The organism is Alistipes timonensis JC136 (assembly GCF_900107675.1).
GTDB classification, from domain to species: Bacteria; Bacteroidota; Bacteroidia; order Bacteroidales; family Rikenellaceae; genus Alistipes; species Alistipes timonensis.
This window is the reverse complement of record NZ_FNRI01000002.1, coordinates 212,614-225,226: the sequence shown is the minus strand read 5'-3', so window position 1 is coordinate 225,226 and position 12,613 is coordinate 212,614. Positions and strand designations below refer to the sequence as shown.

Genomic DNA, 12,613 nt, shown 5'->3' with positions numbered 1-12,613 from the left:
CGATTTTACTTTTCCGGCGGCAGCAGCGGCAGCCGGCAGCGGAAAGCCTCGGCGTCGGAGGAGATGGAGATGTTCTCCTCGGTGTAGAACCGGTATACCGAGCGGATGCGTTCCAGCCCCACGCCCAGCGACTCGGCATTGCCTTCGCTGCGCGGGGTGTAGTTGTTCTCGATGACAAGGCTTTCGCCCTCGGTGTGGATGCGGATGCGCAGCGGGTTGCGGCCCGTGATGCGGTTGTGTTTGAGGGCGTTCTCGACGAGTGTCTGAAGACTCATCGCCGGGATGCGCCAGTTGCGCAGTGCGGGATCGATGGCCGTGGTGAGCTCGATGCGGTCGCCGAAGCGGATTTTCTGCAGCGAGTAGTACTGCCACGTGAAGTCGATCTCGTCCGAGAGGGTCGAGAGTATCTGCTTGCGGCGCTCGAGCACGTGGCGGTAGACCTTCGACAGCGTGAGGGTGAACTCCCGGGCCTGCTCGGGGTTGCAGCGTATCAGGGCGTAGAGCGAATTGAGCGAGTTGAACAGGAAATGGGGGTCGATCTGTTCGAGCACCTGTTGCAGATGCAGCTGCGCCGACTCCTGCTCCGAAAGACGCCGCAGGTCGTATTCGCGCCGCCAGCGACGCTGTGCCACGATGAGCAGCGTTGCGAAGAACAATACCGAAATGACGGCCGTGAGGATCGTATAGAAATGGAAATCGTCGATGTCCTGCTCGATGGCCAGCCGGGGAATGCCGATGCCCGCCACCCAGCGGCGGCCTCCGAGCTGCAGGGGATAGTAGATGCGTTCCTCATCGACCCCGAGATACTCCGAGACGGTGTAGGTGATGGTTTGCCGCCCCGTGGCCAATACTTCCCGGAATGCCTCGAACCCCGATGATTCGTTCGCCGGGCGTCCCAGCATTTGCGGATTGGGGTGGTAGACGATCATCCCCTCGGGGTCCAGCAGGATGGCGTAACTGCGGCTGTGGGGATTTTGTTCGGCCATGTAGTCGTACATCTCCTGCAACGGCAGGTCGATGCCGCAAATGTGTGCGGCGCCCCGGCTGTCCCGGATGCGGCAGGACATGCTCCACACCTGCTCGTTCACGCGGCTCCGGACCGAATCGTCCGGCATCCGGGCGACCTGCCGCCGTAAATCTTCGCCCGGTGCCGGGACCTGCAGTTCCCCGCCGCGGGAATAGCTGCGGAGGGTCTGCCTGCTCTCCTCCATGAACCAGATGCGGCCCACCTTGGGGTCCATCTCCGTCAGCGTCGAAGCCAGTACTTGCAGTTCGGTCTCCGAGGCTGCGGGATGCGTGCGTATGAACTGCGCTGCCACCGCGAGCACTTTCTCCGAGCGTCCGAACTCGGCCTGCAGGAGCCGGTAGTGATACTGGCTGATCTGCGTGATGACCCGTTCGCTCATCTGCACGGCCATCCCGTTGATGATGCGGCCGGTGACGAGCACGCCCGCCACCAACAGGATCAACAGAATCGTTCCCGTCATCAGAAGCCGCCCTTTGGGTGTGTGCCGCTGTCGTGCCATTCGGGGCAAATGTAATGAATTTTTTCGGCCCTGCGACGAAAAACCCTGCGGAAATCGTCCCGCAGGGTTCTCCCTTATCCTTTTGTCCGTACTTTCAGCCGTTCCCAGAGCCACTGGGGGATCAGTTTCCAGAAAAAGACCATCACCGCATAACGGCGGTCGATGACCACCCGGCGGCGTGGCCGCCGGAGGATGCGCATGATCCGCGCCGCGACCTTTTCGGTCGGCATCAGCATCGGGTAATTCCCGTCCCCGGCCAGCAGCGGGGTAGCCACGAATCCCGGGCGGATGTCCGTAAACCGGATGTTGTATCCCTCCATCCGGGAGAGCTGGGCCAGTGCGTCGATATAGGTGTTCTGCATCCGTTTGGTCGCCGAGTAGGCGGGTGCGGAGCCGAGTCCCCGGGTTCCGGCGATCGAACTGATGACGGCCAGGTGTCCGCCGCCGTTGCCGCGGAAGTAGCCGAAAGCCGCCGTTACCATCCGCACGAAGCCTTCGCCGTTGGTGCGCAGGGTAGCGATTTCGATATCGGGACGCAGGTCGGTGTTACGGCTGCCGATTCCCGACGAGTGGAGGTAGATGTCCATGCCGCCGAGCCGCTCGATCAGTCGTGCGAGGTGCTCCGGGGCGTCGTCGCGGTTGACGTCCAAGGCCTCGACTTCGACCTGTGCGGGAGCCTCCGCCCGGAGGGCGTCGAGGGCCTCCTGACGGCGTCCCGCCGCTCCGACCCGCCATCCGGCACGGATGCAGAGCCGGGCTGTCTCGAGCCCGATGCCCGACGTGGCGCCTACGATGACGATACGTTTCATAACGGTTCGATTTTCAGGGTTTCACACACCTAATATACGAAGGAAATGTCGGAAAAGCAAATCTTCGGAAAAAAGAAAAAGAGTTCCTGGAACTCTCTTTCGCGTTATCGCTTTTTTTCGGGTTTCGGTCGTTCCCGTTCCGGCGGGGTGAGCAGCGCGGCGCGCTGTTCCGCAGTCAGCCGGGCCGGTGCGATGCGCAGGAGGTAGTGGGTGAGGCCGCTGTTCTCGCCCGAGGTGTAGGCCTGCACGAATTCCCAGCCGCGGCACACCATATAATTGAGCGCCTCTATCCCCGAATTGAAGAGCAGTTTGTTGCCTGCGGCGTCTGTCAGGTAGTTGTATTTCAGGGCTCCGGTCTTCTGTCCGAAATCGAACAGCACGCCGCTGTCGCGGTGTGTGGGCAGGTGGTTGGACATGATCTCGCAGTAGACGCAGGACGGCAGCGCCGGCACGGTGTCCGCCATGATGTTCTGTGCCGAACCGAATCCGGCGCATGTCAGGGCAGCGAACAGGAAAAGGGCCTTTTTCATCGGGGCTGTCATTTTTCATTCAACCCGCACTGCACGCACTCGATGCCGACGCGGCGCAGCAGGTCCAGCCCCTCTTCCGAACGGTAGTCCTCCGCATACACCACCCGTTTGATACCCGCCTGAATAATCAGCTTCGAACACTCGATGCAGGGTGCGGCGGTGATGTAGAGCGTCGACCCGTCGCAGTTGTTGGCCGACTTGGCGACCTTGGTGATGGCGTTGGCCTCGGCGTGGAGCACATAGGGCTTGGTGTGGCCCTCCCCGTCTTCGCAGATGTTCTCGAAGCCCGAGGGGGTGCCGTTGTAACCGTCGGAAATGATCATTTTGTCTTTGACGATCAGTGCCCCGACCTTGCGGCGCACGCAGTATGAATTTTCGGCCCAGATGCTCGCCATGCGCAGGTAGCGCAGGTCCAGCTGGCGCTGTTTCTCTTCCTGATACCCCACGATTTTTAATTTTTAATTCATCATTTTTAATTGGAATTGTCACGGAAAAGGCTTACAGGCCTTTTCCGTGACAATTCTTATACTTCTTGCCCGAACCGCAGGGACACGGATCGTTGCGGCCGACCTTTTTCTCGACATGCATCGGCATCGGCTTCTGGCGCTCCTCCTGCCCGGCCTGCGCCGCGGCCTGCATGCGCGAAGCCTGCAGCTTGTTGACATCGACCTTGGCCCGCTCCTGCTGCTGACGCTGTACGGCCTCGGCGTTCTGGTCGCGTACGGGAATGTAGGCTTTGTTGAGGATGGACAGCACGTCGCGGTTGACCTTGACGATCATCTTCGAGAAGAGCTCGAACGACTCGAACTTGTAGATCAGCAGCGGGTCCTTCTGCTCGTAGGTGGCGTTCTGTACGCTCTGGCGCAGGTCGTCCATCTCGCGCAGGTGCTCGCGCCAGGCATCGTCGATGGTGGTGAACATCACCACTTTCGAGAATACCTTATAAATCTCCGCGCCGTCCGTGTTCTTGCATTTCTGCAGGTTCACCGGCACGTTGTAACCCAGGTGTCCGTCCGTCAGCGGGAAGTAGATGTTCGAATCCAGCTGGTCCTTCTTGTCCTCGTAGATGCGCTCCATCACAGGCCGTACCGTGTCGGCCACGGCCTTCGCCCGGCGCGCATAAGCCTCCTTCAGCGCCTTGACGATCACCTCGACCAACTCTGCGGGCTTGGCGTCCTCATAAGTCTTTTCATCGATCTGAGGCTCCACGGCCACCTCGCGGATCAGCTCCATGCGGAAATCCTCGAGGTCGATGCCGCGGTTCTCCTCCACGAAGTTGTCGGCGTAGTCGTACATGATGTTGTTCAGGTCGATCTCGATGCGCTCGCCGTAGAGCGCGTGACGGCGGCGGGTGTAGATCACCTCGCGTTGCGAGTTCATCACGTCGTCGTATTCCAGCAGGCGTTTGCGGATGCCGAAGTTGTTCTCCTCGACCTTTTTCTGGGCGCGTTCGATGGCCTTGGTCATCATGCCTGCCTGGATCACCTCGCCCTCTTTCAGACCCATGCGGTCCATCATCGTGGCGATGCGGCCCGAACCGAACAGACGCATCAGGTCGTCCTCGAGCGATACGAAGAACTGCGACGATCCGGGGTCGCCCTGACGTCCGGCACGTCCGCGCAGCTGGCGGTCGACGCGGCGGCTTTCATGGCGCTCCGTACCGATGATCGCCAGACCTCCGGCCTCTTTCACTTCGGGCGCCAGCTTGATGTCGGTACCGCGACCCGCCATGTTGGTGGCGATGGTCACCTGTCCCGAACGTCCGGCCTCGGCCACGACCTGAGCCTCCAGCGCATGCTGCTTGGCGTTCAGGACGTTGTGCCGGATGCCGCGGAGCTTGAGCATGCGGCTCAGCAGCTCCGAGATCTCGACGGACGTGGTGCCGACCAGCACCGGACGGCCCGCCTCGACGAGTTTGACGATCTCCTCGATCACGGCGTTGTATTTCTCGCGCTTGGTCTTGTAGATCAGGTCTTGGCGGTCGTCGCGGATCACCTTGCGGTTGGTCGGGATCACCACGACATCCAGTTTGTAGATGCTCCAGAACTCCGAAGCCTCCGTCTCGGCCGTACCGGTCATACCGCCGAGCTTGTGGTACATGCGGAAATAGTTCTGCAGCGTGATGGTGGCGAATGTCTGCGTCGCGGCCTCGACCTTCACGTGCTCCTTGGCCTCGATGGCCTGGTGGAGTCCGTCCGAATAGCGGCGTCCCTCGAGGATACGGCCCGTCTGTTCGTCGACGATCTTCACCTTGTTGTCCATCACCACATATTCGATGTCCTTTTCGAACATGGCGAACGCCTTCAGCAGTTGGATCACCGTGTGCACGCGCTCCGATTTGATCGAGTAGTCGTTGATCACCTCGTCGCGCTTCTGCGCCTTCTCCTCGGGCGTCAGTCCGGCCTTTTCCAGCTCGGCGACTTCGGCGCCGATGTCGGGCATCACGAAGAAGCCGTCCTCGTTGAAGTTCTTCGACAGCACTTCGTGACCTTTATCCGTGAGTTCCACCGAGTTGAGCTTCTCGTCGATGACGAAGAACAGGTCGTCGGTGATCTCGGGCATGCGGCGGTTGTTGTCCTGCATGTAGGTATTCTCGGTCTTCTGCATCAGCGCCTTCACGCCCTGTTCCGAGAGGTATTTGATGAGCGGTTTGTATTTCGGCAGACCCTTGTGGGCGCGGTAGAGCTTCACACCGCCCTCTTCGGTCTTGCCGGCCGTGATGAGCTGGCGCGCCTCGGCCAGCAGGGCCGTCACGAGGTTTTTCTGCAGGTTGTAGAGGTTCTCGATCGCCGGGCGGTACTGCTCGAACATCTGGTCGTCGCCCTTGGGCACGGGACCCGAGATGATGAGCGGCGTCCGGGCGTCGTCGATCAGCACCGAGTCGACCTCGTCGACGATGGCATAGTGGTGCTTGCGCTGCACGAGGTCCTTGGGCGACGAAGCCATGTTGTCGCGCAGGTAGTCGAAGCCGTATTCGTTGTTGGTTCCGAACGTGATGTCGGCCATGTAGGCCGCGCGGCGCTCGTCGGAGTTGGGCTGCGTGTCGTCGATGCAGGCTACCGAAAGGCCGTGGAACTGATACATCGGGCCCATCCATTCGGAGTCGCGCTTGGCCAGGTAGTTGTTCACCGTCACCATGTGCACGCCCTTCCTGGCCAGTGCGTTGAGGAATACGGGGAGCGTCGCCACGAGGGTCTTTCCCTCGCCCGTCGCCATCTCGGCGATCTTGCCCTGGTGGAGTACCACGCCGCCGAACAACTGCACGTCGTAGTGGATCATGTCCCACTTCATGTCGTTGCCGCCGGCCAGCCAGTGGGTGGCGTAGACGGCCTTGTCGCCCTCGATGGTGACGAAATCCTTCGTCGCGGCGAGATTGCGGTCGAAATCGTTGGCCGTCACCACGACCGTATCGTTCTGGGCGAAGCGGCGCGCCGTATCCTTCATGATGGCGAACGCCTCGGGGAGAATCTTGTCGAGCACCTCCTCGATCTTCTCGTCGATGCGCTTGGTCGTCTCGTCGATCTCCTTCGAGATCTTCTCTTTCTCTTCGAGCTGCGTCTCGGGCTTCTCGAGGATGGCTTTCAGCTCGACGATATGGGCCTCGTCCCCGGCGATGAAATCGGCGATCTGCTTTTTCAGGGCCTCGCTGCGCGCGCGCAGTTCGTCGTTCGAGAGCGCCTCGATCGAGGGGTAAACGGCCTTGATCTTTTCCAGGTAAGGCTCGATCTGTTTGCGGTCCTTATCGGCTTTCGAGCCGAAGAGGACTTTGATTATACTTGCAAGAATATCCATAATGTTGTTGTTGTTTTCGGAGTTACGGGTTCTAAATCCTACAAAAATAATAATAATTTTTTGAAATCCATCCGGAGGGCGGTCCCGGAATGGGTTTTCTGCGAATTATTTTGCCGGAAAAGGATCTTCGGCGATTTCGTCGTCGAGGATGCGGACGAGTTTCCGGCCTCCGTGGTCGTAATTGAGGTGCGAGGCGTCGAAGAAGTCGTCGGCCGTGAACCGCTTGTCTTTCAGCAGGTCCGCATAACGCACGTTGGGAAACTCCCGGGCCAGCGACGTTCCGATCTGCCGCGTGAGGGTCACGATCTCTTCCGAGAGGTGTTCGTGGTAGGTCGGCCATGTCGGCGGGGTGTAGAGCACCACCCGGACGCCGCGGGCCGCACAGTCGGCGGCGATGCGGCGCAGCACTTCGCGGTTGTGCGCCGCGTCTTCGGGGCTGAAATCCGAATGTCCCCGGGCGGCGCCTTCGGCCGTGCGCCGGTCCCAGTCGGGGCGCCGGTTGTCGCGCAGGGCCATGTAGGAGCCGAATTCGTCCTGCGGGGTGTTGCCCTCGGCGCGGATGTCCCCGGGCGAGAGGGCGTGTTTCAGGTAGCGGAACGCCGGCGAAGGGTAGGCGATGATGTAACGCTCCTTGAAGGCGTACCACGGTCCCGGCAGGTCGTAGTTGATCGTGTAAAAGGGCACGCGCCATTGTTCGCCGTCCTTGCGCAGCCGGTGATGGGTGCTCCAGCACGAGAGTGAGATCACCACGGCGCGCAGCGACGTGAGACGGTCGGCGTATTTCTCCCAAAGTTCCAGGTCGCGGTCGAGCGGCTGTCCGTGGTAGGCGAGGTTGAATCCCCGGAATTTCGAGGCGTGGAAATCGAGCCCGTAGAAGGCGTGCGAGAGCCCCAGCGAGAGCACTTCGATCTCCGGGGCGTGCCGTTCCATGTAGGCGGCCTTGTATCCGAGCTGGTGGGGGATGCTGCGCAGTCCCCACTCCGCGCCGGCGGCCGCGGCGGCCACGGGCAGTACGAACCAGAAGATGCGTCGCAGGAATCGGTTCATGGCTGGATCAGAATTGGAAATAGATGAACGTCTGCTGCTGGGCGTGCATGATGTAGATGCCCAGAATCAGCAGGTAGTAGACGGCGTAGCGTACGCTTCGGCGGCGGATATGCGCCCGTCCGGTCAGTTCGAGTCCGTGTTGGCGGGTTCGCTGGCTCCATTCGACCGCCAGCAGGATCGCCACCCCGACGGCGGCGTTGATGCCGGGCGATTCGTAGCTGCCGCCGAGCGCCACGCGGTCGAGGATCGCCGGAGAGAAGATTCTCCGCACGTAGCGCCAGGCATCGCCGATGGTCTCGGCGCGGAAGATGATCCATCCCACGGCCGCCAGACAGAAGGTCCCGGCCATGCGCAGGGCGTCGCCTGCCGACGGAAACGCCCGTCCGGCGGCAATCTCCCCGGTGTACCGGCGGTTGCGCCCCGAGAGGATCAGCGGCAGGAACAGCAGCGCATGATAGCCTCCCCAGGCGATGAAGGTCCAGTTCGCGCCGTGCCAGAATCCGCTGACGAGGAAGATGATCAGCGTGTTGCGGAATACCATCCATTTCGGCCCCCGGCTGCCGCCCAGCGGGATGTAGATGTAGTCGCGGAACCACGTGGTGAGCGAGATGTGCCAGCGGCGCCAGAATTCGGCGATGTCGCGTGAAAAATAGGGGTAGTTGAAATTGCGCATGAGGCTGAACCCGAACAGCCGCGAGATGCCGATGGCGATGTCCGAGTAGCCCGAGAAGTCGCCGTAGATCTGGAACGAGAAGGCCACGGCGCCGATGACGAGAGCCCCTCCCGAAAGGTTTTCGTAGTTGTCGAAGATGCCGTTGGCCAGGATGGCGCAGTTGTCCGCCACGACGATTTTTTTGAAGAATCCCCACAACGCCTGCCGCAGTCCGTCCACGGCCTGCGCCGTGTCGAACGTCCGCGGCCGCAGGAATTGCGGCAGCAGGTTCGTGGCTCGTTCGATGGGGCCGGCCACGAGCTGCGGGAAGAAGGAGATGAAGGCGAAGAAGGCGACGATGTTGCGTGTCGGGGCGAGTTTTTCGCGGTAGACGTCGATCGAGTAGCTCAGGGCTTGGAAGGTGTAGAACGAGATGCCGACCGGCAGGATGATCCGCAGCAGGAGGCTGTCGCAGTCGGCGATGCCGAACAGCTCGGCGAACGACGCCACGAAGAAGTCGTAATATTTGAAGACGCCGAGGATTGCGAGGTTCAGCAGGATGTTCCCCACGCTGACGGCCCGGCTTATGCGTTCCCCCCCCCGTTTCCGGAAGCGGTCGATAAGCAGTCCGCTGGCGTAGCTGCACAGCGACGTGAAAGCGATCAGCAGGAGAAACCGCCAGTTCCACCATCCGTAGAAGAGGTAGCTGGCCCCTACGACGAAGAGGTTCTGCGCCCGCAGGCTGCGGTTGAACACGAACCAGTAGAGCAGGAAGACGACCGGGAGGAACAGCGCGAATTCAAATGAATTGAAAAGCATGGGTATAAACACAATTTACGGCAGATTTCCGGAGTTCGGGTCTGCCGCCGGGAGCGTGACGTTGCGCAAAAGTAACTATTTTTCCGGAAAAGCCAAAATATCCGCCGTCCGGTCCTCTGTGTCAGCCGTCTGCCGCACGATCCGCCGTCCGACGGGGCACTCCGCGCACCGTTTTTCGGCGCAGTACTCAGCGGCCAGTTGCAGCAGAGCTTGCGATTCGAAGGCGTTGCGGGGGCGGATTCCGGCCGACTGCCAGTCGCGCATGTAGCGGTTGTCCTCGGCCGGGAGACGCTCCATGAGCGTCAGGGCGCTGTCGCGCAGCCGTTCATTGGCCGTGTAACTGCCGTAGGCGAACTGCAGCACCGCGACCAGGTTGATGCCGATGATGTTGGCTTTGAACGCTCCGATGCGCTTGGGGCTTTCGTCGCTCTCGGCGCCGGGAATGTGGTGTGTGCGCCAGTAGGGCGACGCCTCGATGCAGAACAGCTTGCGAACCTCCTCCTCCGTGCGGCAGGACATGGCGCGCTCCATCACGAACTCGTCCTGCGAGAAGAACTCCGCGGCTTGTGCCAGCCGCAGCACCGGGTGGTTGGCCGGGCGTATCTCGTTCAGCGTCCATGCCGAAGCCTCCATCGGCTCGATGCCGTATTTGGCCGCGAGGTATTCGAAACTGCGTTTCAGATCGAGCGTGTAGGTATCGTTGCGGTAGAGCTCCAGCAGTCCCGAGGCTCCGAACAGCATTGCCTCGACGGCGTGCGGGGCCAGCCGTTCGCGCAGTACGGTCTTGTAGGGCACGCGCCGTGCCAACTCGAGGTAAGCCTCCTGGTTGCGGCGGTCGCCCAGCGTGCGGAAGTAGAGCAGGTAGAAGGTCTGGTTCCAGTTGTCGGCGGCTTCGCTGCGGAGCGCTTCGACCATGCGCATCTTGCGGCTCAGGCGGTCGAAGATCAGCGTCGTGCAGAGTTCGGTGCGCTGGAGCGTGCCGAGCCCGCCGAGGTAACCGCCGCAGGCGTATGTCCCGGCCCCGGCCCGCAGCCGTTCGATCGTCCGTGTCTCCGTCTCCGCCATTGTCAGAACATGTTGAGTTCCAACAACGCCTCCTCGGACATCATGCTCTTGTCCCACACGGGATCGAACGTGAGGATGACGTTCACCGATTTCACGCCTTTGACCTTCCCGACCTGGAGGTTCACATCCTCGACGAGCATGTCGGCCATCGGGCAGTTGGGGGCGGTGAGGGTCATGCGTATCGTAGCCACGCCGTCGGGCGTGTAGTCGATCTCGTAGATCAGTCCCAGGTCGTAGATGTTGACCGGGATTTCGGGATCGTATATGTTCTTGAGGGTCGCAACGATATCCTTCTCGACTTGAAGTATTTCTTCAGGCGTCATACCCTAATTTTTAATTTTTAATTCTTCATTTTTAATTGGCTTTGGCTTGAAAAGCCAAAGCGTACAGCCGCATCTGTTTGACCATCGACACCAGCCCGTTGGCCCGCGTGGGCGAGAGGTTGGCCGAAAGCCCGATGGCGTCGATGAAGTAGAGCTCCGTGTCGAGTATCTCCTGCGGCGTGCGGCCGTTCAGTACACGGATCAATAACGCGATAATGCCCTTGGTTATTATGGCGTCGCTGTCCGCCGCGTAGTAAACCTTTCCGTCTTCGAGCCTTGCGTCGACCCAGACCCGCGACTGGCACCCTTCGATGAGGTACTGCCCGGTGCGGTGCTCGGGGGAGATCGGGGGGAGCGTTTCGCTCAGGCCGATCAGGTAGTCGTATTTGTCCAGCCAGTCGTCGAAGACGGAAAATTCCTCGATGATTTCGTCCTGTATCTTGTCCATGGTGTGCGTTTATTGAAAGTTCTTACAAATCCACGATTTCCGCCAGGGCCCCGCCCTCCGAGGCTGCCGGTTCGCGGATGCCCGCCAGCCGCGCCAGCGTCGGGGCCACGGCGGTCATATCCACGCGGCGGTTCACCCGCTGCATGCCTGCGCCCTTGCCGTAGAACACCAGCGGAACCTCGGTGTCGTAGCCGTACATCGAGCCCGACATCGACCAGCAGCGCTCCTGCTCCTCGATCCATCCGGGCATCAGGTTCAGGATCACGTCGCCCGAACGCCGGGGATAGAAGCTGTTCTGCATCCGCCGGGCGTATCCGCTGCCGAAATAGCTCGTGCGCATGGCCGTGGCGGCCAGCGCGTGGGAGATGCCGCTGAACTGCATGGCGAAGATCGCCACTTCGTTCTGCACTTCGGCGAGGTTCAGTCCCCGTTCGTAGATGAGGTTGTGGTTGAGCCACACGCTCCGGTCGCAGTACTCCACCACCCAGTCGCCCACACCGTAGCGGACGTTGAGGAATCCGTTGACGATCACCTCGAACTGCCGCGGGTTGAAGCGGTCGGCATCGCCCGGTCCGGCATCGTAGGAGGGGCTCGTTCCGTGGTCGGAGGTGAGCACGACCATCGCGTTGCCGTCTTTGACCTGCGCGAATACGAAGGTCAGGAAATCCGCCAGGTCGCGGTCCAGCCGGTAGTACATGTCCTCGACTTCGATCGACTCGGGACCATAGGCTTCGCTGATGCGTCGCGGCGCGTCGAGACAGATGTTCAGCAGGTCGGGGACTTTGTCGTCGCCGAGCTTGTATTGCGCTATGGCCTGCTTGGCCAGCCCCAGCACGGCGGTGTTGCCCGCGGGGGTGTAGAGCAGGCGTTCGAAATCGTCGGTCAGTTTCAGGCGTCCCGAGCCGTTCAGGTCTTTCTCTTTCCGGCTCTTGCCCGCCAGCGCGATGTCGTAGTTGCGGGTGTTGAGGTAACGGCCGCGTTCGAGCAGCGTGCGCCACTCGGTCGAGATGTACGAGAGGTTGTACCGCTCGCGGTTGCTGCGGTCGATCCATTCGGGAACTGCGGGTGCATAGTAAGGCGAGGTCACCCAGTCGCAGCGCGCCGAGTCGAGCCAGAAGACCTCCCCGGCGCGTCCGGCCATCACCACGGCCGATACGGCTTCGGCGGCGACGGTCACCGAGCGGCTGCCGGGAGCGTGTTGCAGCAACGTCTCCGAGAGCGTCGGGGCGATCAGGTTGTAAGCTCCGGGACCCCGTCGTCCGGCGGTCAGTTCGATGACTTTGTTGGTCGTGTAGTCCACCCAGCACGATCCGATCACGCCGTGGGTCGAGGGCATGGCCCCCGTGGTGAGCGTGGCCAGCGATACGGGCGTGGTGGTTTGCAGGTAGTCGTAGCGGCTGTCGGTATAGACCGTACCGCCCTCGGTGAGCCTGCGGAAGCCCCCTTCGCCGAAATTTTCGGCATAGCGGTCGAGGTCCTCGCCGCGCATCGAGCCGACGACGATCTGGACGATCAGCCGGGGCTGTGCCGCGACGCTCTGGAGAGCCGTCACGGCGGCTATGGCATATAGAAAGAGTTTTTTTGTCATCTGCGTAATGGAAT

At 61.3% G+C, this 12,613-nt stretch carries 11 protein-coding genes; all 11 read right to left on the bottom strand.

Annotation, left to right across the window (positions count from 1 at the left end; translation table 11 throughout):
- Nucleotides 1-5 precede the first annotated feature (5 nt).
- Nucleotides 6-1,526, bottom strand: a complete 1,521-nt coding sequence (locus BLU78_RS03375; RefSeq protein ID WP_010263455.1) for a histidine kinase — start codon at nucleotides 1,524-1,526, stop codon at nucleotides 6-8.
- Between the two features lie 74 nt (nucleotides 1,527-1,600).
- Nucleotides 1,601-2,335: an SDR family NAD(P)-dependent oxidoreductase gene (locus tag BLU78_RS03370; protein ID WP_010263459.1), complete on the bottom strand. Its 735-nt coding sequence runs from the start codon at nucleotides 2,333-2,335 to the stop codon at nucleotides 1,601-1,603.
- Between the two features lie 104 nt (nucleotides 2,336-2,439).
- Nucleotides 2,440-2,865: a hypothetical protein gene (locus tag BLU78_RS03365; RefSeq protein WP_010263462.1), complete on the bottom strand. Its 426-nt coding sequence runs from the start codon at nucleotides 2,863-2,865 to the stop codon at nucleotides 2,440-2,442.
- A gap of 8 nt (nucleotides 2,866-2,873) precedes the next feature.
- Entirely contained in the window at nucleotides 2,874-3,311 is a 438-nt protein-coding gene (locus BLU78_RS03360) for a deoxycytidylate deaminase (protein WP_010263465.1), read from the bottom strand.
- A gap of 52 nt (nucleotides 3,312-3,363) precedes the next feature.
- A complete protein-coding gene (gene secA, locus BLU78_RS03355) occupies nucleotides 3,364-6,657 on the bottom strand; it encodes a preprotein translocase subunit SecA (RefSeq protein WP_010263467.1) in 3,294 nt (1,097 codons plus the stop codon).
- 105 nt (nucleotides 6,658-6,762) lie between these two features.
- A complete protein-coding gene (locus tag BLU78_RS03350) occupies nucleotides 6,763-7,704 on the bottom strand; it encodes a hypothetical protein (RefSeq protein WP_010263469.1) in 942 nt (313 codons plus the stop codon).
- A gap of 7 nt (nucleotides 7,705-7,711) precedes the next feature.
- The gene (locus BLU78_RS03345) at nucleotides 7,712-9,175 is read right to left on the bottom strand and encodes an MBOAT family O-acyltransferase (RefSeq protein ID WP_010263471.1); all 1,464 of its coding nucleotides are present in this window, start codon (nucleotides 9,173-9,175) and stop codon (nucleotides 7,712-7,714) included.
- A 75-nt stretch (nucleotides 9,176-9,250) separates the two neighbouring features.
- A complete protein-coding gene (locus tag BLU78_RS03340; RefSeq protein WP_010263473.1) occupies nucleotides 9,251-10,240 on the bottom strand; it encodes a DUF2851 family protein in 990 nt (329 codons plus the stop codon).
- Nucleotides 10,241-10,242: 2 nt separating this feature from the next.
- Nucleotides 10,243-10,563 (bottom strand): iron-sulfur cluster assembly protein, encoded by a 321-nt coding sequence (locus BLU78_RS03335; protein ID WP_010263475.1) that lies wholly within the window; start codon nucleotides 10,561-10,563, stop codon nucleotides 10,243-10,245.
- A gap of 31 nt (nucleotides 10,564-10,594) precedes the next feature.
- A complete protein-coding gene (locus BLU78_RS03330) occupies nucleotides 10,595-11,011 on the bottom strand; it encodes a SufE family protein (protein ID WP_010263478.1) in 417 nt (138 codons plus the stop codon).
- Nucleotides 11,012-11,033: 22 nt separating this feature from the next.
- Nucleotides 11,034-12,599, bottom strand: coding sequence for an alkaline phosphatase family protein (locus tag BLU78_RS03325; RefSeq protein WP_010263481.1), 1,566 nt, complete (start codon nucleotides 12,597-12,599; stop codon nucleotides 11,034-11,036).
- Between the last annotated feature and the right edge of the window lie 14 nt (nucleotides 12,600-12,613).

Coding starts and splice junctions, on each gene's coding strand:
- BLU78_RS03375 (WP_010263455.1), bottom strand. CDS start 1,526: ATGGCACGACAGCGGCACACACCCAAAGGGCGGCTTCTGATGACGGGA.
- BLU78_RS03370 (WP_010263459.1), bottom strand. CDS start 2,335: ATGAAACGTATCGTCATCGTAGGCGCCACGTCGGGCATCGGGCTCGAG.
- BLU78_RS03365 (WP_010263462.1), bottom strand. CDS start 2,865: ATGAAAAAGGCCCTTTTCCTGTTCGCTGCCCTGACATGCGCCGGATTC.
- secA (WP_010263467.1), bottom strand. CDS start 6,657: ATGGATATTCTTGCAAGTATAATCAAAGTCCTCTTCGGCTCGAAAGCC.
- BLU78_RS03350 (WP_010263469.1), bottom strand. CDS start 7,704: ATGAACCGATTCCTGCGACGCATCTTCTGGTTCGTACTGCCCGTGGCC.
- BLU78_RS03345 (WP_010263471.1), bottom strand. CDS start 9,175: ATGCTTTTCAATTCATTTGAATTCGCGCTGTTCCTCCCGGTCGTCTTC.
- BLU78_RS03340 (WP_010263473.1), bottom strand. CDS start 10,240: ATGGCGGAGACGGAGACACGGACGATCGAACGGCTGCGGGCCGGGGCC.
- BLU78_RS03335 (WP_010263475.1), bottom strand. CDS start 10,563: ATGACGCCTGAAGAAATACTTCAAGTCGAGAAGGATATCGTTGCGACC.
- BLU78_RS03330 (WP_010263478.1), bottom strand. CDS start 11,011: ATGGACAAGATACAGGACGAAATCATCGAGGAATTTTCCGTCTTCGAC.
- BLU78_RS03325 (WP_010263481.1), bottom strand. CDS start 12,599: ATGACAAAAAAACTCTTTCTATATGCCATAGCCGCCGTGACGGCTCTC.